This is a genomic window from Niveispirillum sp. GW835-FHT14G11 (genome assembly GCF_058793615.1).
Genome location: NZ_JBXAFZ010000013.1, coordinates 130,494 through 154,247 on the forward strand (window position 1 = coordinate 130,494; position 23,754 = coordinate 154,247).

A 23,754-nucleotide genomic window follows, 5' to 3' on the forward strand; every position below is an offset into this window, starting at 1 on the left:
TGGTGTCTGGCACGCCGCGAGCTATATAACGGGAGAAGACATGACGGACCGCGAAAACAAAACTACTCAAGGGCCAGCGGCCGAGTATGTCGAGATCTGGCCATTACGGAATGTAATGCTGACGTTTTCGTCAGGTGGCAGCCATGATTTTGGCCTGAGGCCAGACCAAATCGTAGACCTACCGGGGATTCCGGCTTGGTTGATCCGGCAGACTACGCGAAACCAATGAAGACGCGTGGCACGGCATTTGTTAGCCAAACGCCGTTGTCTGCCTGCCAGAAGGAATGCGCGGCCGTATGCATGCCGGCGGCATCAATGCGCAGCACCACAGGGCGACCGTGACGTTGACCGACGCGGATAGCTGTAGCCATGTCCATTGACAGGTGGACATGTTGACGACGGCCAGGCTTTAGCCCCTCTGCAAAGATCGCGTCCAGGAACGCTGCCGCCGTTCCGTGAAACAGCTCTGCCGGCGGAACCGCTAACGGCAACGCGAGATTTATGGGGACTGAATGACCCTGTGCTGCCCGGATGCGGCAGCCATCATCTGAGAGGGTGAAGCGCTTCTTGTCATTCGCATCTACGATCTGGCGCAGATCGTCCATGGTCATGGTATGGCCAGCCTGTTTCATTCCGCGCAGCAAATCTTCGACCAGCACCCAGCCCCCAGAGCCTAGTACCAGGCCGGCGGCTTCCGGCTCGTGGCGCAGGACGCGGGATAGGAACTTGCTCTCCTTGCTCATGCTCTCGGCCCCTCCTCCGATCAGCAATTTATCGAAGCAAGATTTCACTAACCCGGCAAGCACAATGAGTGGACAGCCCAGCAGCCGGCGTCGTGACTGACCTGACGGCAGGCGCGGCGGTCGATGCGGAGGCAGATGCAGAAGTGCCGGAACGTGGTGGAACATGTTCAACCGATGGTCCGGCCATCCTTTACCGCACCTCTTGGGAACAAGGAAGCTGCCGTCCCAGAATGAGCGTGAAACATGGATCGAATGGTCCGTCATCAGTCTCTGCAGTGTCAATGCATGACCCATGAATGCTCTTGTCAGCATCCATTCTCTGATACGGTTCGAAACGACGCAGGGCAATTTCATCACTCACGCTCCCAGCCACGAATGGGCTTTTTAGGCGCCTGCGGGCTTGGCGTGGCTGCTGGCTGCTTTGTCAACTCAGACAGCCTGGATGCGCCTCTGACCACACCGAACGCGGCTGCCCGGCCTTCAGCTGTGGTGTACCAGTCGGCCGCCAATTCAAGATCCAGCTTCCGGTGAGTGTCGATCACCCATGCCGTCTGCTTTTCCGTCAGCATGGGCAGCGGTGGCGGTGCCGGGCGCTCCTTAAGCCCATGCTTTCGCCCGGCCTTGAAGCTCTCGGCTTGGACCTCATGCAAGTACGCCTCGCTGACGACGGATCGTATGCTGTTGTCGCGGACCTTCCGTGTAGTCACGACACGCACCGGCACACCGGCCTTTTCGACGCGCTGGAGGGCCTTCTGGCGTTTCAGGGCCCGGTTGCCCTGCTTCGCCACTTTGGCCTGTTCGCGGTCCTCCTGGTGATGTTTCCGAGCCATCAGGATCTGCTCGGGATCATCCGGTCGCCGCCCGTGGCGCACGGCCTGGGGCGGGCGTCGTTCGGGCTTGCGGCCAACGATGCCAGGACGATCCATATCCCGGTCTCGGCCTCCCCAGAAACGGACACGGCTCCCGCACACCTGGTTCACGATGTCGGTCATGGCGCGCCTAGCCTCCCGCACAGCGGCTTTGCCGCGAAGCGGAGCCGGAGCCAGCCTATCGACCTCCCAACCGCCACCACGTCGGAAAGTTGGGCGGGCCGTGGCTAGCACATGCATGTGCGGATTTCCCGGTTCATAATGAATAGCGACGATGGCGTCGTGTCCCTGGTCCTGCCAGTAGTGCTGAATCGCTTCTGCTGCCCGGATGTGTGCGGCAAGCCCAACATCAGCAGGCAGTTCCATCACGGTCGCGATTGCCACTCGCTCGGCCGTCGCACCACGGCGCCAGATGGCAGCCTGGTCAACGGCTGCGATGGCCTCTCGCAGATTGTCTGGATCGCCGGCTACATGCACCAAGTCATCGCGACTGCTGTAATCGCCCTCTCGCGTGATGTAGTCGATGGAACCGCCCCGCCCACAAGGCTGACCGACTTGGATGGAACGAAAGTTGATATGGGCGGTTCGCGTCGGCCGACCAAGATGCCAGCCGATGCGACCAGAATCACGATGCCGACGGCCTTTGACCTTCTCTTCCTCAGTCACATGTGACTCCCGGTGTCACGTTTCGCCAAGGAACACCAGCGCAATTAAAAGAGATTTAATCTCTTAATTGCGCTGGTGTTCCTTGGTTACTGTACCCCCACCCCCTAGGGCCCAAGTAAGGGCAGCAGGTCCGGGCAATGAAGGTATGGCTACATGGTGAACCGAAATCTTTACTCTGGACTGTCCAGATCTTCTATCGGCGGCTCCGTGCGGCTCAGTCACCCAAGGTGCAGCGGATTGCAATTCGTGGGAGGATAGGCGAAACAATTAGCGTGGCAGCGGATATATGATTTTCACCCAATCCGATTGGGTCTGGAGCGCCGGATGAACAAGCGGGATATGAGTGAACGCGACATCTGCTCAAAATTCATCACCCCGGCGCTGCTTCAGGCCGGTTGGGACCCGCTGAGCCAAGTGCGGGAAGAGGTGAGTTTCACCGCTGGCCGCATCATCGTGCGGGGGCGGGTGGTCAGCCGTGGCCAGGGCAAACGCGCCGATTATGTTTTGTATCTCAAGCCCAACCTGCCGCTCGCCATCATCGAAGCCAAGGAGAACAGCCAGGCCGTCGGCTCCGGCTTGCAGCAGGCGCTTGAATATGCCGAAATCCTGGGCATCCCCTTTGTCTTCTCCTCCAACGGGGACGGCTTCATCTTCCATGACCGAACCGGCATGGCGGCGGAGATGGAGCAGACCCTGGCCTTGGATGCGTTCCCATCCCCGGCGGAACTCTGGGCCCGCTACGCGGCGTGGAAGGGGCTGACGGGGGAGGCGGAGCGGATCGCCCAGCAGGATTATCACGATGACGGCAATGGCCGGACCCCGCGCTATTATCAAATCAACGCGGTGAATGCGGCGGTGGAGGCCATTGCCAAGGGACAGGATCGTGTGCTGTTGGTCATGGCGACCGGCACGGGCAAGACCTACACCGCGTTTCAGATCATCTGGCGGCTATGGAAGGCCGGACGGAAGAAGCGCATCCTGTTCCTGGCCGACCGCAACGTTCTGATCGACCAGACCATGGTGGGCGACTTCCGCCCCTTTGGCGGTGCCATGGCGAAACTCAGCGCCAATGCCAAGACGATTGAGCGGGCGGACGGAACCAAGATCGATCTGGCCCTGGCCGTCGACCGCCATCGCCGCATCGATTCCTCTTACGAAATCTATCTGGGCCTTTATCAGGCCATTACAGGACCGGAGGAGCATCAGAAGCTGTTCCGTGAACTGTCGCCCGGCTTCTTCGACCTGATCATCATCGATGAATGCCATCGCGGCAGTGCGGCGGCGGATTCGGCCTGGCGGGAGATTCTGGAGCATTTCTCCGCCGCCACCCAGATCGGCCTGACCGCCACGCCGAAGGAAACCAAATATGTCTCCAACATCGATTATTTCGGCGACCCGGTCTACGCCTACACCCTGAAACAAGGCATCCGCGATGGCTTCCTGGCCCCGTACAAGGTGATCAAGGTCCATATCGACCGCGATGTTCAGGGCTATCGCCCCACCATCGGCACGCTGGACCGCGATGGCAACGAGGTCGAGGACCGCCTTTACAACATCAAGGATTTCGATCGCACCCTGGTCATTGATGAGCGCACGCGGCTGGTCGCGCGCAAGGTCAGCGATTTCCTGCGCGACAGCGGCGACCGGTTCCAGAAGACCATCATCTTCTGCGTGGATGAGGAACATGCCGCCCGCATGCGCCAGGCGATGGTGAATGAGAATGCGGACCTGTGCGCGCAGAACCCCCGCTATGTCATGCGCATCACCGGCAGCGATACGGAGGGCCAGGCGCAGATCGACAATTTCCGCGATCCTGAATCGCCCTATCCCGTCATCGCCACCACGTCGCGCCTGTTGTCCACCGGGGTGGATATCCAGACCTGCCGCCTGATCGTGCTGGATCGGGAGATCGGGTCGATGACGGAGTTCAAGCAGATTGTCGGGCGCGGCACCCGCGTGCATGAGGACAGCCACAAATATTACTTCACCCTGATGGATTTCCGCGGTGCCACCAACCTGTTCGCCGATCCGGCCTTTGATGGCGATCCGGTCCAGATTTACGAACCGGGCGAGGATGATCCCATCACCCCACCCGACGAACCGGACCTGACCGATGGCGGCTTTCCCGAGGCACCGGGGCCGGACGACACCATCCCGGAGGGCGGGCCGCCCGATATCACCCTGCCGCCGGTCGGTCCCCGGTATGGCAAAATCTATGTCGATGGCGTGGCGGCAAAGGTGGTGGCCGAGCGGGTGGAATATCTGGACGAGGCGGGCCGCCTGGTCACCGAAAGCCTGCGGGATTACACGCGCAAGGCCCTGCAACGCCATTTCACCAGCCTGGATGTTTTCCTGAAACGCTGGAACGGCCAGGCGCGCAAACAGGCACTGGTGGAGGAGCTGGCGGCGGCGGGCCTGCCGCTGGATCTGGTGGCCCAGGAATTGGGCTATGATCTGGACCCGTTCGACCTGATCTGCCACATCGCCTTTGATCGCCCACCCCTGACACGGGCTGAGCGGGCGGCAAATGTGCAGAAGCGGGACATATTCACCCAGTACGGCCCCCAGGCCCGCGCCGTGCTGGAGGCGCTGCTGGCCAAATACAGCGATGATGGCTTGCTTGATCTGGCCGATCCCAGGGTATTACAGATTGCCCCGTTCGACCGGATGGGCACCGTGGTGCAATTGCTCCGGCAGTTCGGTGGCCGTCCGGATTTCGATGCGGCGGTCGCCCAGATTCAGTCCGCCCTTTACGAGGAAGTCGCGTAACCCATGTCCGTCCGTAATACCGTCAAGACCATCCAGGACATCATGCGCAAGGATAGCGGGGTGGATGGCGATGCACAGCGCCTGTCCCAGCTTTGCTGGATGTTCTTCCTGAAGATCATCGACGATCAGGATCAGGAGCTGGAGGAGGTGCAGGCGGGATACCGGTCCCCCATTCAGCCCCGGTATCAGTGGCGAACCTGGGCGGCGGACCCGGAGGGGATGACGGGCGATGCCCTGATGGCCTTCATCAATGATGATCTGTTCCCGGCCCTGAAATCCCTGCCCATCACCGGCCAGCCGGGCGACCGCCGCCGGGTGGTGCGCGGGGTGTTCGAGGATGCCTATAATTACATGAAATCCGGGCAGTTGATGCGCCAGGTGGTGAACAAGATCGCTGCCGTGGATTTCAACGATCTGGCCGAGCGCCGGCATTTCGGGGAGATTTACGAACAGCTTTTGAATGATCTGCAGAATGCCGGCAATGCCGGGGAATATTACACGCCCCGCGCCGTCACCGCCTTCATGGTGGACCGGATCGACCCGCGTCCGGGCGATGTGCTGCTGGACCCGGCCTGCGGCACCGGCGGTTTCCTGACCTGCGCCATCCGCCACATGCGCGACCGGCATGTGAAGCGGCCGGACGATGAACGCCGCCTGCAGGACGGCCTGCGCGCGTGGGAGAAAAAGCCCCTGCCGCACATGCTGTGTACCACCAACATGCTGCTGCATGGCGTGGCCGACCCCAGCTTTGTGCGCCACGACAATACCCTGGCCCGGCCCTATATCAGTTGGACGCAGGCCGAACGGGTGGATGTGATCCTGACCAACCCGCCCTTTGGCGGGAAGGAGGAGGACGGGATTGAGAGCAATTTTCCCGCCCATTTCCGCACGCGCGAAACCGCCGACCTGTTCCTGGCCCTGATCATCCGCCTGTTGAAGCCCGGCGGGCGGGCCGCCGTGGTCCTGCCCGACGGGTCGCTGTTCGGGGAGGGGGTGAAGACCCGGCTGAAGGAACATCTGATGGCGGAGTGTGATCTGCACACCATCGTCCGCCTGCCCAATTCCGTCTTCAAACCCTATGCCTCCATCGGCACCAACCTGCTGTTCTTTGAAAAGGGCCGCCCGACCCAGGAAACCTGGTATTGGGAACATCGGGTGCCCGCAGGGCAGAAGGCCTATTCCATGACCAAACCCATCCGGCAGGAGCATCTGGCCGATTGTGCGGATTGGTGGGGCGGGGCCAAGCGCAAGGGGCGGGCGGAGACGGACCGCGCCTGGCGCGTGCCCGTGGATCAGGTAAAGGAACGCGGCTGGAACCTGGATATCAAGAACCCGCATGCCGTGGCTGATGACCATGGCGACCCCGAAACCCTGGCCGCCGATCTGGACGCGGCGGAACAGGATGTGGCCCGCCTGCGTGACCAGTTGAAGGCGATCCTGGCCGAGGCGCTGTCCCGATGAATGCCGAGATGCTTCTGGCCCATTACGACCGCATCGCTGACGCCCCCGACGCGGTGGCCCGCCTGCGCCGCTTCGTGCTGGATTTGGCTGTGCGGGGCAAGCTGGTGCCGCAGGATGCGGGGGATGAACCGGCTGATTCGATGCCACTCCTTATAAATAGCATAGTTTTCCGTAATTTCGCGCATAGCGTTCAGGGGGAAAGTTGGCCTTACGAGGTTCACGAGTCCTGGCGGTGGGTAACACTGGGGGCGTTAGTGATTCATTCTGACGCCGGATGGAGTCCCAAAACCACTGACCAACCGAGGTGTGGCGACAATTGGGGTGTTCTGAAGGTTAGCGCCGTATCATGGGGCTCCTTTCGACCAAACGAGAACAAAGCTCTATTGCCAGGAATGCAACCTAGGCAGCAGGCAGTAATCTCGGAGGGCGACTTTCTAATCTCTCGCGCCAATACCTCTGAGCTTGTTGCAAAATCTGTGATTGTCGAGACTGAGCCCCATCGTCTAATGATGAGCGACAAGATTGTAAGGTTGAAAATCGCAGATTGTTGTAATAAAAAATATATATGTATTGTGAATAATTATGCAGATTTTGCACGAGATTATTATGCGAAACGAGCGACTGGCGTTAGCCCCTCAATGAAGAATGTTTCTCGTGAGGTAATCTTAAATCTACCTATCCCCCTCCCACCCCTCGCAGAACAGCACCGCATCGTCGCCAAGGTCGATGAGTTGATGGCGTTGTGCGATCAGTTGGAGGCGGCGCGGGCGGCGCGGGAGGAAACGCGCGACCGGATGGCGGCGGCCAGCCTTGCCCGCCTCAACAATCCCGACCCGGAAACCTTCCCCACCGACGCCCACTTCGCCCTGAACGTCCTTCCGGCCCTCACCACTCGCCCGGATCAGGTGAAGCAGCTTCGCCAGACGACCTTGAATTTGGCCGTTTTGGGAAAGCTTACGATTCAAGAGTGTGGAGACGATTGCACCAATCAGACTTTACTCCGAGATGATAGTGTATCTGAACCCTATGACAGCAAAGCGTTTGAGGCCCGGGCAGCGGCATTTCGTATGCCACTGGGTTGGACGATCGAGCCTCTTTCTCGAGTTTGCTCCCACATAGTGGATTGCCCACATACAACTCCACGCTGGGCCGAGAGCGGCGCTATATGTGTAAGGACAAATCAGGTAAAGGCAGGATTTCTTGATTTATCGTCCCAAAATTTCGTAGATGAAGAGACATATATTGAAAGAATAGAGCGCCTTGAGCCCATGGCGGATGATATACTTTATATCAGGGAAGGTGGAATATTGGGTGTTGGTTGTAGGATTCCGACAAATACACGGCTTTGCCTCGGTCAGAGACTCATGTTATTACGTGCTGGGCGTGCCATACTGCCTGAATTCCTCGAAATATGTCTCAACTCCCCGTGGGTGACGGACTTCGCCTTGGTTAAGACGACCGGTGGTGCAGCGCCACGAGTAAATATGTCGGTAGTGCGTGCATACCCGATCCCCCTTCCCCCCCTCGCCGAACAGCGCCGCATCGTCGCCAAGGTCAACGAACTGATGACCCTGTGCGATGCGTTGGAGGCGGCCTTGAGCAATGCCAGCGCCACGCGGGCGCGGTTGCTGGAGGCCACCTTGCAGGCGGCGCTGGCCCCCGCCGCCGCCCTGGCCAATGCTGCGGAGTGAACTCGGACCATGAGCATCCATCACGCCATCTGGACGGTCGGGCCGTCGCCGCAACCGCTCTCCCGCGCCACGCTGCCCAGCGAGAAGGTGCTGGAGGAGATGATCGTGGCGGCACCGCAGATCCTGTCGGATTCCTGGATGCTGATCGGGCGGCAGGAACGCACGGCGCATGGCGGCATCATCGACCTTCTGGCCATCGCGCCGGATGGGGCCCTTGTCCTGATCGAACTGAAACGCGAGCGCACGCCGCGCGATGTGGTGGCCCAGGCCCTGGATTATGCCAGTTGGGTGGAAGGGTTGAGACCTGAGGATATTGCCGCCATCCATGCCCGCTTTGCGCCGGGCCGCAATCTGGCCATTGATTTCCGCGCCCGTTTCGGCAGCGACCTGGACGAAGAGATGCTGAACCACACACATGAGGTGGTGATCGTGGCGGCGGAACTGGACGCCGACAGCGAACGCATCGTCACATATTTGGCCGACCGGGGCATCGCCATCAATGTCCTGTGTTTCCAGGTCTTCGCCCTGGGTGACCGGACATTGTTAAGCCGGGTCTGGTTGAAGGATCGGGTGGAACCGGCCCCCGACACCATTCTGCCGGCGGGCGGGGAGAAGGAGCCATGGAACGGCGAATTCTACGCCTCCTTCGGCGCGGGGCCGCACCGGTCCTGGGATGATGCCATCCGCCATGGCTTCATCAGTGCGGGCGGGGCCAGTTGGTACAGCAAGACCTTGGGCCTGTTGAAACCGGGCGACCGCATCTGGGTGAAATCACCCGACCATGGCTTTATCGGCGTGGGTCGCGTTACCGGCCCCAGCGTACCGGCCAGCGCCTTCACCCTGTTGAACGGGGTGGGCGAGCCCGTGCCGGCGCTGGATATCCTGACCGGGGCCGATTATCACCGCGCCTTTGCCGATGACCCGGAAAAGTGTGAATGGTTCGTGCCCGTGGCCTGGGATGCCACGCTTCCGCTGACCCGCGCGGTGCAGGAAATCGGCCTGTTCGGCAACCAGAACACCGTCTGCCGCCCCACCACCCCGAAATGGCGGACGACGGTTGAACGGCTGAAAGCCCGCTTCCTCAGCAGGTGATATCTGCCGGCGACCTCGGCGTATGAGGTACTATCGCAGCTATCGTCTGTTCTGTGCCCCTCCCGGCAGCCGCTCCCCCAGACGATCCGCGCGCAGATGCGTGTAGCGCGTCAGCATCTCCGGCCGCAAATGGCCGGAAATGGCCATGATTTCCGTGTCGCGAAGGTCCGTCAGCTCAAACAGCCGTGAAACCGCCTCGTGTCGCAGGTCATGCCATCGGAGGTCGGGAAATGTCTCGTCCGACACCACGTCCCGGAAGGCATGGGCAATGCCACGCCCCGTCTCCACAGGTAAAACGGTGCGAATACCGATCGCACCGGAGGTGCCGGTAGGCTGAAGGCTGCGAAAGGCACCAGCCGCACGGTTGGACAGAGGCACTCTCCGCGGACGTTCATTTTTGGTACGGAGAAGATCGCAACAGGGATGCACAGCATCCAACTTCACTCGGCTCCACGTAAGTTCTGCCAATTCAGACTGTCTCATACAGGTTTCCAGCGCGATCAGAATCGCCGCCTTCAACCATGGTCGTGATGATCCCTCGGCCGCCAACAGCAGGCGTTCTTCCTCACCATCCAGAAGCCTCCTGTCACGGCCATGCGGGAGTGATGGGCGTACCCCCGGGACGATGGGGCTGGTCACTGGCTGGTCATGGGCTAATGCCCATTTCTGCAGAACCTGACTCAAGACGTTAAGGCGATGCACGATCGTCTGTGATCCACATTCGGCCGCCGGGCCTTGGCATTCGCCATCCTCGGCATTGTCTTCATCAAGGACGATGCGCCGCCAGCGAATCAGATCGGCCGGCCGAAGGGACAAGACCGACCAGCCGGCGAATTCCGAGCGCTTCCAATAGGCCAGTTTGGACAGCTTATTCTTCGCGTCGGCCTTGCTGCGATCGAGATTCGCCTCGAACCACTCGCACGCCTGGGACAGAGAAGTGTCCCGCGCCTTCTTACGGTCCTGGTACTCATCGCCAGTGACCTTGCCTTCCATTATTCGCGCCCAATCCTCCGCTTCCTTCAAAGTCTCGAAGGTTCGGGTCTCGGACACGCCTTTTCGGCGGATTTTCACGCGATATTGGTAGGGGCCGCGCTTCTCGACGGACGCCATGGGGCACCTGCTGGGACACTGCTTTGCCCCACCACTGTCCCAAATTGCCCCAGAAAATCAAGAGAAACTGGAGCGGGTGAAGGGAATCGAACCCTCGTCGTAAGCTTGGGAAGCTTCTGCTCTACCATTGAGCTACACCCGCGCCGGGACCGTCCTTATATGGGGTTCCGGGTGCCGGATCAAGGGGCTAATCGTCGCCCGACCGTCCCTGGGCCGGCCCGCCCGGATCATCGCGCCGCGCGCCGCGGGCGACGTCGGGACACCGGTACTTCCAGGTCGGCAGCCAGGGCGGCGGCGGCGAACAGGGGCAGGGTGGTGACCTTGGCGGCGGGGCGCTGGGCGGGGGTGGCGCCGGCAGCCGCGGCGGTCCGTACTTTCGCCGGCTTGGCCCGGCCCACCATGCCGGTGACGCCGGTCAGGGCGCCATCGACCAGTTCCAGACCTTGGAACCGGGACGGATCAACAGGGCCGGGCAGGGACAGGCCGGCGACCAGGTCGCGCTGGAAGCCGAAACGCACATAATAGGGCGCATCGCCCACCAGGATGACGATGCGATGGCCCAGGGCCTTGGCGGCCTCCAGGCTGTGCCGGATCAGTTTGCCGCCGATGCCGCCACTGCGCAGATCCGGGGCGATGGCGATGGGGCCCAGCATCAGGGCCTGGACATTGCCGCCCAGCGTCACCGGCCAATAGCGGATGGTGCCGACCAGCACCTCATGGCCGTCTTGGTCCATGTCGGTGGCGACAAAGCACAGCTCGGCCACGGGGGCGACATTCTTGCGCAGGCGATAGACGGTCTTGGTGTGGCGCTTGGGGCCGAACGAGGAGTCGAGGAGCTTTTCGATGGCGGCGGCGTGAACCGGCTGCTCAAGCGTGATGTTCATACGATTGGGGTTTCCCGGCAAAATGAAGTGTGGGGGAGACACTGAAGAAGCGTCTGGCCGGGACCCCCACGCGGATGAGGCGTCAGGTCCCGTGCGCAAGCACCAGCCGTCCGAAGGGGACGGAGGTCTTTCGTCGTCGCGAGGGAATGAAGCGCAACATCGCGCGGCTCATGAACAGTTGAACATGTTTGCTATATGAAGCCATCAGCCCCCCGACGCAAGCGGCGTTTTCATGACGAAGCACCACCGGAGCACCAGGACAAGGGACCGCCCGGGATTGTGTGAGGGGGGCAACGGCCTATAATGCGGCTGTGCGGGCCCAAGGGGCTGGCGGCCATGATGAAATCCGGGATCAGGTCATCGGATCGGAAATGGGAGAGGCGCCATGTATAGCGACACGACGCGTGCGATCCGGGTGACGGTGGAGCCGCGATACCTGTCCGACCAGTCGCAGCCGGGTGAAAGCCACTATGTCTGGGCCTATCAGGTGCGGATCGAGAATCTGGGGCGGGAGACGGTGCGCCTGCGCACCCGCCATTGGAAGATCACCGACGCGCTGGGCCGGTTGATGGAGGTGCGGGGACCGGGCGTGGTGGGTGAACAGCCGCTGCTGCGGCCGGGCGAGGAATTCAGCTATACCAGCGGCACACCGCTTTCCACCCCGTCGGGCATCATGGTCGGCAGCTATGGGATGGAGAATGCGGACGGGGAGGCGTTCGATATCGCCATTCCCGCCTTTTCCCTGGACAGCCCGCACCAGGCACGGCGTCTGAACTGATGCGTGAGAGACCTCAACCCATACTGCTGGAGCGATATCCGAAATCGGTGCTTGAAACATTCGGCCAACAAGCCATCTGCTGTGGTGCCGGTGACGACCCCTTCCAAATGGGGTAATCCGGCGGGCTGGATCGGGGGAACCGGCCTGCGCCCCGCCAAGGGGCGCGAATGAGCCGAACCAACGAAATGAGGAGTGCATCCCCGTGAGCGTGCCCAGGAATAACGCAGACAAGGTCGTGAAGGGTCCCGTGCATGGCCGCCGCGCCGGCCCCGCCGCCACCAATCCCAATTTGGTCCGTCCTTCCAAGGAGGAGGCGGAAGCCGCCGTACGCACCCTGATCCGCTGGGCCGGCGACGATCCGGACCGCGAAGGGCTGGTGGGCACGCCTGACCGCGTCGTGCGTTCGTATGAAGAATTCTTCGCGGGCTATGGTGTGGACCCGGTCGAACTGCTGGCCCGGACGTTCGAGGAGACGGACGGCTATGACGAGATGGTCGTCCTGCGCAATATCCGCCTGGAAAGCTATTGCGAGCACCATATGGTGCCGATCATCGGCAAGGCGCACATCGCCTATCTGCCCCGCAACCGTGTCGTCGGCATTTCCAAGCTGGCGCGCGTGGTCGAGGTCTATGCCAAGCGCCTGCAGATCCAGGAGAAGATGACCGCCCAGATTGCCAATACCATCGACGAGGTGCTGGAACCGCTGGGCGTGGCCGTGGTGATCGAGGCGACGCACCAATGCATGACCACCCGCGGCATCCACAAGCCCGGTGTCACTATGGTGACCAGCCGCATGCTGGGCGCCTTCCGTGAGGATGAGAAGACCAGACGCGAGTTCCTGGCCATGATCGGCAACCCGGTCAGCAGCCTGGAGGGGTGATAAAGGTCGCCAGACCACAATGACGAAAGGGGGCGGTCCTGTCGGGCCGCCCCCCGCTTTCATTTCGCCGTGAATGGCCCGTCCCCGCGCCATTGGAAAACGCTTTCCAGGGGTACCTGGAATACCTGCGCGATGCGGAAGGCGGCCTCCAGGCTGGGGGAGTATTTGCCCTGTTCGATGGCGGCAACCGTCTGGCGCGTCACGCTGATCCTGTCGGCCAGATCCTGTTGGGTCATCTCGCCGGCTTCAAACCGCAGGCGGCGGATATGATTGGTGAAGGGCAGCATGGGCTCACCAGCCGCGACGATAGATGAAGACAACGGTGCCCAGCCGCGAAATCTCGGCCACCAGCAGGGCGCATAGCATGAAGTTCACCAGCAGCAATTTGTCGGCGCCATGGTGCAGGCTTAGCATGGCGGCAATCGTTCCTGCCACCAGCACGTAGAAGCCGGTGCGCGTACCCAGCAGCGCCACCTGCCGGTCGCGTTCGTCGGCGGCGCTGCGCACCTTGCCATCTCTGCGCAGCGCCAGCATCACGGCCAGGACGATCGCGATGACGATCTGACCCACGATCATCCCCACGATACAGACGATCAGCCACATGAACTGTCCGCCGCCCGGCACGGCGGCCCAGCCCAGATAGGCGCCAAACACCGGGATGAAATAGGCCCCGCCAAAACCCAGCAGCGCCAGCAGTTGCATCCAGCTCAACCTCTCCCGAAATGACATGTTCGATATTCCTACCGTTATGTTAAGTTTATCTAACATAATGTGCTCCAAATGCGCATAATGTCAAATATATTTTACATGTGTGGCTTGGCTCCATGCCCATGTGCGGTGCTGTGGCAGTCGCCGCCTTCGCCGCCTCCGGTCAACCGAAAACGGCCCTAAGGCGTCACCGACAGATAGCGCGACAGGTGCAGGTTGCGGATATTGTCCTGCCAGCCGCTGACGCGGGTGGAGACCATGTGCGTGGTCACATAGGTGTAAAGCGGGATGACGGGGTGATCGGACAGCAGCATGGCTTCGGCCCGCTGCATCAATTGCCGCCGGGCCGTGGGGTCCACCTCCGACGCGGCGGCGCGGATCAGCCGATCATAGTCGGGATTGCGGTATCCGCTGTGATTTTGTCCCTTCACATCGGAGAGGAACAGCGACAGGAACGAATAGGCATCGTTGTAATCGCCGATCCAGCCGGCGCGGATCATATCCTGGAACCGGCCTTCCGCCCGGGCCTGCAGCAGCACCTTCCATTCCTGGTTCACCAGCTTGGCGCGCACGCCCAGCTTCTGGCGCCACATGCTGTCGATGGCGATGGCGATCTTGCGATGGTTTTCCGACGTGTTGAACAGGATCTCCACCTCCAGCACCTTGCCGCCTGGCCCGTATCCGGCCTTGGCCAGCAATTCTTTGGCCTTGGCATCGCGCTGGCCTTGCGTCCAGCGGGCCCATTCCGGCATCGGAGCGACATAATTGTCGGTGCCGGGCGGGGTGATGGCATAGGCGGGGATCTCGCCGGCCTGGGTGATCTTGTCCACGATCAGCTGCCGGTCGATGGCCAATGACAGGGCCGCCCGCAGGTCGGGGTTGGATCTCCACGGCTCGTTGCGCAGGTTGATGTTGAACCAGTAAGTGGAAAAGAAAGGGGCCAGCCGCAGGTCGGCCGGCATGTTCTGGCGTATCCAGGCAATCTGCCCGTCGGGCACGTCATAGGTGACGTCCAGTTCCCCGGTGCGGAACCGCTTCAGCTCCGCCTCCCGGTTCTCGGTGGGGTAGAAATAGACGGCATCCAGCGCCACATCTGCCGCCGCGTGGAAATACCGGTTGCGCACCAGCTTCACATGGCCCTGGGGTACGGTTTCGGCCAGCATGAAGGCACCGTTGGAGACCAGCTTGCCCGGCCGGATGAACTCGTCCCCATGCTTCTTCACGTTGGCCTGCGACACGGCGAAGGTGGAATGATGCTGGAGCGAGGCCACGAAGTAGGAGGTCGGCGCCTCCAGCGTCACGCGCAGCGTCAGATCGTCGATGGCTTCCACCCCGAGGGCGGTGGGCGGCATCTGGCCCTTGGACACGGCCTCGGCATTCTTCACGGGCCAGAGGAAGAAGGCGTAGCGGGAACGGGTGGCCGGTGCCACCAGACGGCGCCATGAAAACACGAAATCGCCAGCCGTGACCTTGGTGCCGTCCGACCATCTGCCGTTGGGCCGCAGGTGGAAAATATAGGTCAGCCGGTCATCGCTGACGGTCCAGCGCTGGGCGGCGCCGGGGATGACCCGGCCCAGGGCGTCGGCGGCGACCAGCCCCTCGAACAGGTCCATTTCGATCCAGCTCTCGCCCTCGCCGGTCGATTTATGCGGGTCCAGCGTCTCCGGCTCCGACCCGTTGCCCCGGTGCAGCACCATTTCCGCCCGTGACGGCACCGCCATCAGGATGGACAGCAGCAGAAAGAAGGTCGCCAGTAAACGCACCGATGTCTCCCCAACCAACCGGACAAAGCCTGTCAGCAGGATAGGCCCCGCCAGGATGCGGGCAAGAGAAAACCCCGGCCGATCATTCGGCCAGGGTGTGCCCTACTGTTGGGTTTACGGCTTCAGGTCCAGGAACCGTGAGGGATGCAGGTCCTGGAGATTGTCGGTCCAGCCGATCAGCTTGGGGCTGACCATATGTTTTGAGCTGTAGAAATGGATAGGGAACACGGCCACCTCCGCGATCATCAGCCTTTCGGCCTGCTGTAACAGGGCCGCACGCTTGGCTGTATCGGCGGTGGTGTTCGCCTCCGCCATCAGCAAATCATATTGCGGATCGGAAAAGGCCGCCGGGTTCTGCTTGCCGATATCGCCGCGCAGCAATTCCAGGAAATTATTGGCGTCGTTATAGTCGCCGATCCAGCCATGGCGGGTGATATCCTTGAACTTCTTCTCGTCACGGGTATTCAGGAACACTTTCCATTCCTGATTATTCAACGTGGCCTTCACGCCCAGCTTCTGCTGCCACATCGAGGCGACGGCGATCGCCACTTTGCGGTGGTTTTCCTGGGTATTGTACAGGAGTTCGACCTCCAGCGGCTTGGCCCCCGGACCATAGCCGGCCTTGGCGAAGAGTTCCTTGGCCTTGGCATCACGCTGTTGCTGGGTCCATTTCGCATAATCGGGGATCTGCTGGGTATAGTTGGTCGTGTCGGGCGGCACGAAACTGTAGGCCGGGATTTCGCCGCGCTGGTTGATCTTGTCCACGATGATGTCGCGGTCGATGGCCAGATTCAGCGCCAGTCGCAGATCCTTGTTGGACTTCCAGGGCTCTTTCGTCAGGTTAGGCGCGTAGAAATAAGTGCCGAAATAGGGCGCCAAGTGCAGTTCCGACGGCAGGTTCTGGCGCAGCCACTGCATCTGGGCCACCGGCACCTCATAGGCGATATGCAGTTCGCCGGCGCGATAGCGCTTCAGCTCGGCTTCCTGATTCTCCGTGGGATAATAGAAGACGGTGTCGATCTTGGTGTTGGCCGCATCGTAATGGTGGGGATTCTTCACCATCTTGATATGGCTCTGCGGCACCGCCTCGGCCAGCATGTAGGCGCCGTTGGTCACCAGATTGCCCGGCTTCACAAACTCCGCCCCGAACTTCTCCACATTCGCCTTGGACAGGGCATAGGTGGAATGATGGTGCAGCATCGATATGAAATACGGGGTGGGTGCCGCCAGCGTGACCTCGAACGTGTAATCATCCACGGCGCGCACGCCCATCGTGTCGGGCGCCTTGCGGCCCAGGGTGATGTCCTGGGCATTCTTCACCTGCCACAGGAAATAGGCGTAGTCGGCCATGGTCTTGGGATCGACCAGACGCCGCCAGGAGAAGACCCAATCCTGCGCGGTGACGGGCGTGCCATCCGACCATTTGGCATTGCGGCGCAGGTGGAAGGTGTAGACCCGCCCGTCGGGGCTGATGTCCCAACTTGAAGCGGCGGCCGGGATGAAGTTGCCCTTGCCGTCGGGCATGACCAGCCCATCGAACAGGTCATATTGAAGCCAGCTTTCGGGCACGCCGCTGGACTTGGCGGGATCAAGGGTTTCCGGCTCCGCCCCGTTGCCGCGATGCAGGACCTTCTGGGCCTGGGCTGGCAGGGCGATGACGCCCAGGCCGGTGGCAAGCAAAGCGGTGGCGGCCACCAAGCCGCGCATTGTTCTCCAGATTGATGACATGCCCGATCTTCTCCTATTCCTTATCTCGTATGGATGCGAACCGCCTGATTGATCCGGACCTGTTTATGATGGAGGGCCCGGTTGGCCCGCCGCCTTTCAGCGGCCGGCGACCTCAAGGTAACGGGTGGGCTGCACGCCCATGGCGCTTGCGACCCAGCCCTTGACGCGCGGATGCACAAGGTTGCGATAGGCCTGGTGATAGAGCGGGATCATGGGTGCGTCGGCCAGCATCAGGGCCTCGCCCTCGGCGATCATGGCCATGCGCCGGGCCGGATCGGTGGACAGGTTGGCTTCGCGCAACTTGGCATCATAGGCCGGGTTGTTATAGCCGGCGCGGTTCATCTTGCCCACATCACCCAGGAACAGCTTCAGGAAGGTGTAGGGATCGGGAAAGTCGGCGATCCAGCCCAGCGCCACGGTGTTGGCATAGCTTTTCTCGCCGGCATTCTGCAGCACGACCTTCCATTCCTGATTATTCAGGCTGACCTTGGCGCCCAGCTTGGACTGCCACATGGAAGCAATGGCGACCGCGATCTTGCGCGTGCTCTCGTTGGTGTTGTGCAGGATTTCCACCGTCAGCGGCTTTCCGCCGGGCCCATAACCGGCCTCCGCCACCAGCTTCTTGGCCATGGCGTCACGCTCGGCCTGGGTGGCCTTGACCATGTTGGCGTCGGGCAGGGTATAGCCCGGCACGCCGGGGGCGGTCAGCGTATAGGCCGGGGCGTCGCCGGACTTGGTGATCTTGTCGACGATGATCTGCCGATCGACGGCCAGCGACAGGGCCTGGCGCAGCTTGGGGTTCGAGGCCAGTGGCTCTTTCGTCATGTTGACGGCCAGGTACTGGGTGCCCAGCACCGGATAGAATTTCATCGTCTCCGGCATGTTCTGGCGCAGCCAGTCGATCTGGGTGACCGGCGCCATCTGCACGATGTCGAGCTCACCGGCGCGGAACCGGCGCAATTCCGTCTCCGGGCTGTCGGTATGGTGGAAGACGACCGTATCCACCTTCACAGACGCCGCTTCGCGGAAGAACGGATTCTTCACGACCTTCACATAGGACTGGGGCAGGTAATCCGCCAGCTTGTAGGCGCCGTTGGACACCATGTTGCCCGGCTTCACGAAATCGCTGCCGAACTTCTCCACATTGGCCTTTGACACCGGATAGGTCATGCGGTGGACCAGCGAGGACAGGAAATAGCCCGTGGGCTGTTCCAGGGTCACCTTCAGCGTGCGGGGATTGACGGCGACGGCGCCCAGCGTATCCAGGGCCGCCTTGCCATTGCTGATCGCCTCGCCATTCTTCACCGGCCACAGGAAATAGGCATAGTCGGATGCGGTCTTGGGATCGACCACCCGGCGCCAGGAGAAGACGAAATCATCCGCCGTCACGGCAGTGCCATCCGACCATTTCGCGTCGGCGCGCAAAAAGAAGGTGTAGGTCAGGCCGTCGGTGCTGATCTCCCACCTTTCGGCCACGCCGGGGATGGTCTTGCCATCGGGACCGAAGGTCAGCAGCCCTTCGAACAGGTCATAGCCGATGCGGGCCGACTGTACGTCCGTGCCCTTATGCGGGTCCAGCGACGTCGGCTCCGCCTGGTTGCCGCGATTCAGCACCATTTCGGCAAAAGCCGGGGCGGCACCGCCCGCCATCAGGCAAAAGGTGGCGAAGGCCGCAATGGCGGCCGGCGCGATGCGACGCGCGATACGCATGATTTTTTGCTCCAACTGCACCGGTATAACGCCCCCCGCGTCTATGTGCGGTCTAAGGGGCGCCATGTCCAGGGCTGATGGCAGGGAAATGCACGGAGCCGCTTCGCCTGCCATCGTGCATCCGTCTTGCCGGGGTATCGATGTCAATGGCGGCCAGCCTGTGATTTTTCAGCGCGAGTGACGGTGCGCACAGCGAACGCACAGGTTGGTCGCTTAATCATATGGTCAGAACCGGTTCCGGGGACTACCCTTGTCATCTGCCGGTCGATAGCAACCCATTCCGCCACCTCCGTCCCAGTCCCTCGTCCCTGTTCCCAACAGCGGTGCGATCACACTGGCGTCGGTCCCGTGGCGCTTCATGTTGTTGGCCGGCCCCTCCGCCCCGGAGCGGATGCCGACCTGACGGGGGAGTCGCCATGTCTGTTGTGTCGTCCGACCTTCATCTGCCGCAGATCGCGGCTTGCGTTGCGGCCGAGACCGAGACGGTGGAAGCCATCCTGACCCGTCACCAGAGCGGCGGGGCCGATGGCGCCAATGCGTTGTCATTGCTGCAGATGCGCCGCGTCCTGGTCTTTGTGGAACAGAACCTGGACGATGATCTGTCACTGGCCACCCTGGCTGCCGTCGCGGGGCTGAGCCCCAGCCATTTCGCCCGCCGGTTCAAGGCGGCGCTGGGCGAGGCGCCGCATCGTTACGTGATGGCCCGCCGCGTCAATGGCGCCAAGCGTCTGCTGCTGGAGACGGAGATGCCGCTGGCGGAGATCGCGGCGGCGGCCGGGTTCTCGTCCCAGGCGCATCTGACGGGCATTTTCGGTCGCGCCGTGGGGGTGACGCCCGGCGCCTATCGGGTCCAGCGCAACGCTTGCCTGGCCTTCTTGATGGCCGGCGGGGTGAAGGAGCATGTGAACAAGGCGGCGTAAACCGGATCAGGTTTCGCCGCGACCGGCGAACAATCCCCGCTTGTCCGGCTTCTTGAAGATGTTGGGATGGCTGCAGGCCATCAACCGGTGAACTCCGTCCCCGCCTCCACGAAGCAGAGCGGATTGCCGAACGGATCGCGGCAATAGAAGCTGCGCTCTCCCCAGGCACGGACCTCGATCCCGCCTTCCATGACGGCGCCCGCACCTTGCGCGCGGGCATGGAAATCGTCCAGGCCATGGACGGCGAAATAGACAGGCTCGGGCAGGGGCCTGACCGGTCCCTCATCCCCGTCGGCCTGCGCGTCGTAGCAGGCCAGCACCAGCTGGCCCAGATCGAAATAATGCCGGCCGGGGGAGACGCGCTGCCCCGGCTGGGCCAGAAGCGCCCCATAGAAGCCGGCCGCCTCCTCGATGGCGGCGACGGGAAGGATGATACGGAACACACGCATGGCGCCGACCCTCCGCTGAACAGGTTTGTCCTTCTTCCCTTCAAGATAGGGTGTCCCCGCCCGTTCTGCCATCCCGACCATCGGTCAGGACCCATGGAATAGGGTGGTGGTGAAAGTACCACGCAAGCATCTGTCGCAGGGCTGCCTTCCAACGATCATGTATTGCGCCGTGCGGCGGGCACATGGCAGAAATGGGGCTGTTCCATCCCCTATGTCGTCGGGTAAAGCCCTCATGGAAAAGTTCGTTCAGCTCACCGGTGTCGCCGCCCCGCTGCGTCTCATGAATGTCGATACGGACATGATTATTCCCGCCGACTATCTGAAGACGATCAAGCGCACCGGTCTGGGCACTGGCCTGTTCGCCTCCATGCGCCTGAAGGACGGCAAGGAGGTTGCGGACTTCGTGCTGAACAAGCCGGCCTACCGCCAGTCCAAGATCCTGATCGCCGGCGACAATTTCGGGTGCGGTTCAAGCCGCGAGCATGCCCCCTGGGCGCTGGCCGATTTCGGCATCCGCTGCATCATCGCCCCCAGCTTTGCCGACATCTTCTTCAACAACTGCTTCAAGAACGGCATCCTGCCGATCCGGATGCCGACCGAGGTCGTGGACAGGCTGATGGCGGCCGCCGACAATGGCGCCAACGCCACCTTCACCGTCGATCTGGAAGCCCAGCAGATCACCCTGCCCGATGGCGAGAAGATTGGTTTCGACGTGGAGCCGTTCCGCCGCCAGTGCCTGCTGAACGGCTGGGACGATATCGGCCTGACCTTGCGCGAGGAAGCATCGATCGACGCGTTCGAAGCCAAGGCCAAGGGCGGCCAGCCCTGGCTGTGGGCCTCCTGATCGTCCTTGAGCTGACCTGCGCCCCGTTTGCAGCGCGCCGCCCCTTGGCGGCGTGACCGGGAAGGTCTATGAATCCAGCCGCGGCGGAACGACGCCGCCAATGCCAAAGCAAACATACAGAGGTATTCCAATGTCGACGAAGCGTTCGCTCCTTTTGCTGCCGGGCGACGGGATCGGTCCCGAGGTCATGCGTCAGGTCCGTCGCGTCATTGACTGGTATGCCCGCAAGCGCGGTGTCGAGTTCCAGCTGGAGGAAGGCCTGGTCGGCGGCTGCTCCTATGACGCGCATGGCACGCCGCTGACGGACGAGACCATGGCCCGCGCGCTGGCCGTGGATGCCGTGCTGCTGGCCGCCGTGGGCGGTCCGAAGTGGGACAATCTGGGCTTCGACAAGCGTCCCGAGGCAGGATTGCTGCGCCTGCGCAAGGAGATGCAGCTGTTCGCCAACCTGCGCCCGGCCAAGGTGTTCGACGCGCTGGTCGATGCCTCCTCGCTGAAGCCGGAGATCGTGCGCGGCCTGGACATCATGATCGTCCGTGAGCTGACCGGTGGTGTGTATTTCGGTGAGCCGCGCGGCATCATCGACCTGCCGAACGGCGAACGCCGTGGCATCAACACCCAGGTCTATGACACGCACGAGATCCACCGCGTCGCCCGCGTGGCGTTCGAGCTGGCCCGCAAGCGCGGCAACAAGCTGTGCTCGTCGGAAAAGAGCAACGTGATGGAAGCGGGCCTGCTGTGGAAGCAGGAAGTCATCGCCCTGCACAAGGCTGAGTACCCGGATGTGGAACTGTCCCACATGCTGGCCGACGCCGCCGCCATGCAGCTGGTGCGCAATCCCAAGCAGTTCGACGTGATCGTCACCGATAATCTGTTCGGCGACATCCTGTCGGACGAGGCCTCGATGCTGACCGGTTCCATCGGCATGCTGCCCAGCGCGTCGCTGGGTGCGGCCGACGCCAATGGCAAGCGCAAGGCCCTGTACGAGCCGGTGCATGGTTCGGCCCCGGACATTGCCGGCCGCGATCTGGCCAACCCGATCGCCATGTTCCTGTCCTTCGCCATGGCCCTGCGCTGGTCCTTCGATCTGCAGGATGAGGCCGATATTCTGGAGAAGGCCGTGGAGAACGTGCTGTCCACCGGTTTGCGCACCGGCGACATCATGCAGCCGGGCATGGCCAAGGTGTCGACCTCCGTCATGGCCGACAGCATCCTGCGCGAGATGGACAAGGCTGCGGTCTGAGCGGCCCTGTGGCGTTGATCCCGCCTAAACAAACCGGCGTCCGTGGGGCAACCCCTGCGGACGCCGTTGTTGTTTGCGCCTTCGTCGCCGCCCTGTCGGCGGAGGAAGGCATGGACCCGCCGGCCCTGACCCCCATCCTGTTCCGCAACCAGTGCTTTGGGCCGACCCCGATGTTCCGCTGCCTGGTGGCGGAATGGGACGGGCGGCTGGCCGGCATGGTGCTGCTGACCGGCGGTTATGACAGCCAGACGGCCACCGGCGGCCTGATGATGGAAAACATCTATGTCGAGCCGGGGTCACGTCGGCTGGGCATCGGCCGCGCCCTGATGGCGGCGGTGGGGCGGATGGCGCTGGCCGACGGCCTGTCCTGGGTCTGCTGGCATGCAAGGCCCGCCAATGTCCGCGCCGGCCTGTTCTACCGGGCGCTGGGGGCGCGGACGGAGACTGTCACCCTGCTGGGCATCGATGTGAAGCTGCTGGCGGGAAGTGGCTCCGGCCGGTTGTGATTGCTTGTCACTTCCACACCGGATAGGATTTATTGTCCTCGGATGATGGAGTTGCCCCATGTCGGAACGACCCTGGTTCGGGCCCAAGCGCTTTGGTTATGGTTATTCCCCGATCACCTGGGAAGGTTGGTTGGCGATTGCCGTCTATGCTCTGGTTCTTGTTGCCGGCATGTTCGCGATCCGCCTGCTGATCGATCCACCACCCGGCCCCTGGCGCGCGGCCATCCCATTGGGCTGGGTAGTATTTGCAACGGCGATCTTCCTTTGGTTCGCGGCGTCGCGAACGGAGGGGCAGATGCGCTGGCGCTGGGGCGGCCGGCCCTGATGACAGGCTGAGCACAGGCGCGCTTAGGTCCAGGTGACGCCTCAGCGCTGGGACCAGTCCCCGCCCGCCATTGCACCCCCGTACCCATCCGATACAGTCCGGGACTTCTCGTCATCCGACCGAAAGCCCCCACCATGCGTCTGCGCATCCTGCTGCCCGTGCTGCTGACCCTCACGGTACTGCCCGCACGGGCGGAGACCGATCCCGCCACCATCAAGGCCATCGAGGCCACGGCCTATGATTATGTCGATGGCCAGTTGGAGGGGGATGCACCCCGTGTCGCCCGCGCCCTGCACCCCGATCTGGCCAAGCGCGCCGTCCGCGCCAGCCCCGATCAGGACGAGCTTCTGGCCCTGCGCCGCATGAGCAAGGATGAACTGGTCGAGCTGACGCGCCAGGGTGTGCTGAAGACGCCGAAGGAACAGTGGGACCGGTCGGTGCGGGTGCTGGACGTCACCGGTACCGTCGCCGTGGTGCGGGTGGAGACGCCCTGGTTCGTGGACTATTTCCATATGGGCCGGTTTGGCGACCGCTGGGTCATCGTCAACGCCATGTGGCAGCCCAAGAAGCCGGGCTGACGGCTGTTCATGCCGCCAGCAACGCTGCCGTCCGCCG

Annotated in this window: 23 protein-coding genes and 1 tRNA gene; 13 read left to right on the forward strand and 11 right to left on the reverse strand. The window is 62.3% G+C overall.

From position 1 onward, the window contains the following. Positions 1-212: 212 nt before the first annotated feature. Complete coding sequence (locus tag AC1Q7F_RS22980) at positions 213-1,097, reverse strand: RNA 2'-phosphotransferase (protein WP_492510881.1); 885 nt, start codon at positions 1,095-1,097, stop codon at positions 213-215. Then, complete coding sequence (locus AC1Q7F_RS22985; RefSeq protein ID WP_492510882.1) at positions 1,097-1,735, reverse strand: hypothetical protein; 639 nt, start codon at positions 1,733-1,735, stop codon at positions 1,097-1,099. The genes AC1Q7F_RS22980 and AC1Q7F_RS22985 overlap by 1 nt, the downstream gene beginning before the upstream one ends. Positions 1,736-1,873: 138 nt before the next feature. Here AC1Q7F_RS22985 and AC1Q7F_RS22990 point away from each other — a divergent pair, with 138 nt between their 5' ends. The 5 genes from AC1Q7F_RS22990 (at position 1,874) to AC1Q7F_RS23010 (ending at position 9,291) form a co-directional block, all read left to right on the forward strand. Further along, positions 1,874-2,284 carry a hypothetical protein gene (locus AC1Q7F_RS22990; RefSeq protein ID WP_492510883.1) on the forward strand — a complete coding sequence of 137 codons (411 nt, stop codon included), beginning with the start codon at positions 1,874-1,876 and terminating at the stop codon, positions 2,282-2,284. A 318-nt stretch (positions 2,285-2,602) separates the two neighbouring features. Beyond that, positions 2,603-5,047, forward strand: a complete 2,445-nt coding sequence (hsdR, locus tag AC1Q7F_RS22995; RefSeq protein ID WP_492510884.1) for an EcoAI/FtnUII family type I restriction enzme subunit R — start codon at positions 2,603-2,605, stop codon at positions 5,045-5,047. Between the two features lie 3 nt (positions 5,048-5,050). After that, positions 5,051-6,508: a class I SAM-dependent DNA methyltransferase gene (locus AC1Q7F_RS23000; RefSeq protein ID WP_492510885.1), complete on the forward strand. Its 1,458-nt coding sequence runs from the start codon at positions 5,051-5,053 to the stop codon at positions 6,506-6,508. Beyond that, positions 6,505-8,199 (forward strand): restriction endonuclease subunit S, encoded by a 1,695-nt coding sequence (locus AC1Q7F_RS23005; RefSeq protein WP_492510886.1) that lies wholly within the window; start codon positions 6,505-6,507, stop codon positions 8,197-8,199. Before AC1Q7F_RS23000 ends, AC1Q7F_RS23005 begins: the two co-directional genes overlap by 4 nt. 9 nt (positions 8,200-8,208) lie before the next feature. Beyond that, the gene (locus AC1Q7F_RS23010; RefSeq protein WP_492510887.1) at positions 8,209-9,291 is read left to right on the forward strand and encodes an endonuclease NucS domain-containing protein; all 1,083 of its coding nucleotides are present in this window, start codon (positions 8,209-8,211) and stop codon (positions 9,289-9,291) included. A 39-nt stretch (positions 9,292-9,330) separates the two neighbouring features. Here AC1Q7F_RS23010 and AC1Q7F_RS23015 read toward each other — a convergent pair whose 3' ends face one another. From AC1Q7F_RS23015 to AC1Q7F_RS23025, 3 genes are all read right to left on the reverse strand, one after another. Beyond that, entirely contained in the window at positions 9,331-10,401 is a 1,071-nt protein-coding gene (locus AC1Q7F_RS23015) for a tyrosine-type recombinase/integrase (protein WP_492510888.1), read from the reverse strand. A gap of 68 nt (positions 10,402-10,469) precedes the next feature. Beyond that, positions 10,470-10,543: transfer RNA gene (locus AC1Q7F_RS23020), tRNA-Gly, on the reverse strand. Between the two features lie 85 nt (positions 10,544-10,628). Beyond that, the gene (locus AC1Q7F_RS23025) at positions 10,629-11,285 is read right to left on the reverse strand and encodes a GNAT family N-acetyltransferase (protein WP_492510889.1); all 657 of its coding nucleotides are present in this window, start codon (positions 11,283-11,285) and stop codon (positions 10,629-10,631) included. 385 nt (positions 11,286-11,670) lie between these two features. Between AC1Q7F_RS23025 and apaG the strand changes: the two genes are divergently transcribed. After that, on the forward strand, positions 11,671-12,063 hold the full coding sequence (gene apaG / locus AC1Q7F_RS23030; protein ID WP_492510890.1) for a Co2+/Mg2+ efflux protein ApaG: 393 nt from the start codon (positions 11,671-11,673) through the stop codon (positions 12,061-12,063). A gap of 247 nt (positions 12,064-12,310) precedes the next feature. Then, positions 12,311-12,943 carry a GTP cyclohydrolase I FolE gene (folE, locus tag AC1Q7F_RS23035; protein WP_492511003.1) on the forward strand — a complete coding sequence of 211 codons (633 nt, stop codon included), beginning with the start codon at positions 12,311-12,313 and terminating at the stop codon, positions 12,941-12,943. Positions 12,944-13,002: 59 nt separating this feature from the next. Here the strand turns inward: folE and AC1Q7F_RS23040 are convergent, their stop codons facing one another. The 5 genes from AC1Q7F_RS23040 to AC1Q7F_RS23060 form a co-directional block, all read right to left on the reverse strand. Continuing rightward, a complete protein-coding gene (locus tag AC1Q7F_RS23040) occupies positions 13,003-13,230 on the reverse strand; it encodes a helix-turn-helix transcriptional regulator (RefSeq protein ID WP_492510891.1) in 228 nt (75 codons plus the stop codon). Between the two features lie 4 nt (positions 13,231-13,234). Next, complete coding sequence (locus AC1Q7F_RS23045; RefSeq protein ID WP_492510892.1) at positions 13,235-13,645, reverse strand: hypothetical protein; 411 nt, start codon at positions 13,643-13,645, stop codon at positions 13,235-13,237. Between the two features lie 185 nt (positions 13,646-13,830). After that, on the reverse strand, positions 13,831-15,414 hold the full coding sequence (locus tag AC1Q7F_RS23050; RefSeq protein WP_492510893.1) for a peptide ABC transporter substrate-binding protein: 1,584 nt from the start codon (positions 15,412-15,414) through the stop codon (positions 13,831-13,833). Between the two features lie 114 nt (positions 15,415-15,528). After that, positions 15,529-17,142, reverse strand: a complete 1,614-nt coding sequence (locus AC1Q7F_RS23055) for a peptide ABC transporter substrate-binding protein (protein WP_492510894.1) — start codon at positions 17,140-17,142, stop codon at positions 15,529-15,531. A gap of 96 nt (positions 17,143-17,238) precedes the next feature. Beyond that, complete coding sequence (locus AC1Q7F_RS23060; RefSeq protein ID WP_492510895.1) at positions 17,239-18,852, reverse strand: peptide ABC transporter substrate-binding protein; 1,614 nt, start codon at positions 18,850-18,852, stop codon at positions 17,239-17,241. A gap of 416 nt (positions 18,853-19,268) precedes the next feature. Here AC1Q7F_RS23060 and AC1Q7F_RS23065 point away from each other — a divergent pair, with 416 nt between their 5' ends. Continuing rightward, entirely contained in the window at positions 19,269-19,772 is a 504-nt protein-coding gene (locus AC1Q7F_RS23065; protein WP_492510896.1) for a helix-turn-helix domain-containing protein, read from the forward strand. An 80-nt stretch (positions 19,773-19,852) separates the two neighbouring features. Here the strand turns inward: AC1Q7F_RS23065 and AC1Q7F_RS23070 are convergent, their stop codons facing one another. Then, on the reverse strand, positions 19,853-20,221 hold the full coding sequence (locus tag AC1Q7F_RS23070; protein WP_492510897.1) for a VOC family protein: 369 nt from the start codon (positions 20,219-20,221) through the stop codon (positions 19,853-19,855). A 232-nt stretch (positions 20,222-20,453) separates the two neighbouring features. Between AC1Q7F_RS23070 and leuD the strand changes: the two genes are divergently transcribed. The 5 genes from leuD to AC1Q7F_RS23095 all read left to right on the forward strand — a co-directional run bounded on the left by leuD (position 20,454) and on the right by AC1Q7F_RS23095 (position 23,717). Continuing rightward, positions 20,454-21,065, forward strand: a complete 612-nt coding sequence (gene leuD, locus AC1Q7F_RS23075) for a 3-isopropylmalate dehydratase small subunit (protein WP_492510898.1) — start codon at positions 20,454-20,456, stop codon at positions 21,063-21,065. 130 nt (positions 21,066-21,195) lie between these two features. Beyond that, positions 21,196-22,308 carry a 3-isopropylmalate dehydrogenase gene (leuB, locus tag AC1Q7F_RS23080; RefSeq protein WP_492510899.1) on the forward strand — a complete coding sequence of 371 codons (1,113 nt, stop codon included), beginning with the start codon at positions 21,196-21,198 and terminating at the stop codon, positions 22,306-22,308. A 110-nt stretch (positions 22,309-22,418) separates the two neighbouring features. After that, on the forward strand, positions 22,419-22,814 hold the full coding sequence (locus tag AC1Q7F_RS23085; RefSeq protein WP_492510900.1) for a GNAT family N-acetyltransferase: 396 nt from the start codon (positions 22,419-22,421) through the stop codon (positions 22,812-22,814). A 58-nt stretch (positions 22,815-22,872) separates the two neighbouring features. Further along, entirely contained in the window at positions 22,873-23,139 is a 267-nt protein-coding gene (locus AC1Q7F_RS23090; protein ID WP_492510901.1) for a hypothetical protein, read from the forward strand. 134 nt (positions 23,140-23,273) lie between these two features. After that, entirely contained in the window at positions 23,274-23,717 is a 444-nt protein-coding gene (locus tag AC1Q7F_RS23095) for a nuclear transport factor 2 family protein (protein WP_492510902.1), read from the forward strand. The last annotated feature ends 37 nt before the right edge of the window (positions 23,718-23,754 follow it).

Bases quoted from the DNA above. Each gene is read 5' to 3' on its own strand.
- AC1Q7F_RS22980 (WP_492510881.1), bottom strand. From the start codon at position 1,097: ATGAAATTGCCCTGCGTCGTTTCGAACCGTATCAGAGAATGGATGCTG.
- AC1Q7F_RS22985 (WP_492510882.1), bottom strand. From the start codon at position 1,735: ATGACCGACATCGTGAACCAGGTGTGCGGGAGCCGTGTCCGTTTCTGG.
- AC1Q7F_RS22990 (WP_492510883.1), top strand. From the start codon at position 1,874: ATGAATAGCGACGATGGCGTCGTGTCCCTGGTCCTGCCAGTAGTGCTG.
- hsdR (WP_492510884.1), top strand. From the start codon at position 2,603: ATGAACAAGCGGGATATGAGTGAACGCGACATCTGCTCAAAATTCATC.
- AC1Q7F_RS23000 (WP_492510885.1), top strand. From the start codon at position 5,051: ATGTCCGTCCGTAATACCGTCAAGACCATCCAGGACATCATGCGCAAG.
- AC1Q7F_RS23005 (WP_492510886.1), top strand. From the start codon at position 6,505: ATGAATGCCGAGATGCTTCTGGCCCATTACGACCGCATCGCTGACGCC.
- AC1Q7F_RS23010 (WP_492510887.1), top strand. From the start codon at position 8,209: ATGAGCATCCATCACGCCATCTGGACGGTCGGGCCGTCGCCGCAACCG.
- AC1Q7F_RS23015 (WP_492510888.1), bottom strand. From the start codon at position 10,401: ATGGCGTCCGTCGAGAAGCGCGGCCCCTACCAATATCGCGTGAAAATC.
- AC1Q7F_RS23025 (WP_492510889.1), bottom strand. From the start codon at position 11,285: ATGAACATCACGCTTGAGCAGCCGGTTCACGCCGCCGCCATCGAAAAG.
- apaG (WP_492510890.1), top strand. From the start codon at position 11,671: ATGTATAGCGACACGACGCGTGCGATCCGGGTGACGGTGGAGCCGCGA.
- AC1Q7F_RS23040 (WP_492510891.1), bottom strand. From the start codon at position 13,230: ATGCTGCCCTTCACCAATCATATCCGCCGCCTGCGGTTTGAAGCCGGC.
- AC1Q7F_RS23045 (WP_492510892.1), bottom strand. From the start codon at position 13,645: ATGCAACTGCTGGCGCTGCTGGGTTTTGGCGGGGCCTATTTCATCCCG.
- AC1Q7F_RS23055 (WP_492510894.1), bottom strand. From the start codon at position 17,142: ATGTCATCAATCTGGAGAACAATGCGCGGCTTGGTGGCCGCCACCGCT.
- AC1Q7F_RS23060 (WP_492510895.1), bottom strand. From the start codon at position 18,852: ATGCGTATCGCGCGTCGCATCGCGCCGGCCGCCATTGCGGCCTTCGCC.
- AC1Q7F_RS23065 (WP_492510896.1), top strand. From the start codon at position 19,269: ATGTCTGTTGTGTCGTCCGACCTTCATCTGCCGCAGATCGCGGCTTGC.
- AC1Q7F_RS23070 (WP_492510897.1), bottom strand. From the start codon at position 20,221: ATGCGTGTGTTCCGTATCATCCTTCCCGTCGCCGCCATCGAGGAGGCG.
- leuD (WP_492510898.1), top strand. From the start codon at position 20,454: ATGGAAAAGTTCGTTCAGCTCACCGGTGTCGCCGCCCCGCTGCGTCTC.
- leuB (WP_492510899.1), top strand. From the start codon at position 21,196: ATGTCGACGAAGCGTTCGCTCCTTTTGCTGCCGGGCGACGGGATCGGT.
- AC1Q7F_RS23085 (WP_492510900.1), top strand. From the start codon at position 22,419: ATGGACCCGCCGGCCCTGACCCCCATCCTGTTCCGCAACCAGTGCTTT.
- AC1Q7F_RS23090 (WP_492510901.1), top strand. From the start codon at position 22,873: ATGTCGGAACGACCCTGGTTCGGGCCCAAGCGCTTTGGTTATGGTTAT.
- AC1Q7F_RS23095 (WP_492510902.1), top strand. From the start codon at position 23,274: ATGCGTCTGCGCATCCTGCTGCCCGTGCTGCTGACCCTCACGGTACTG.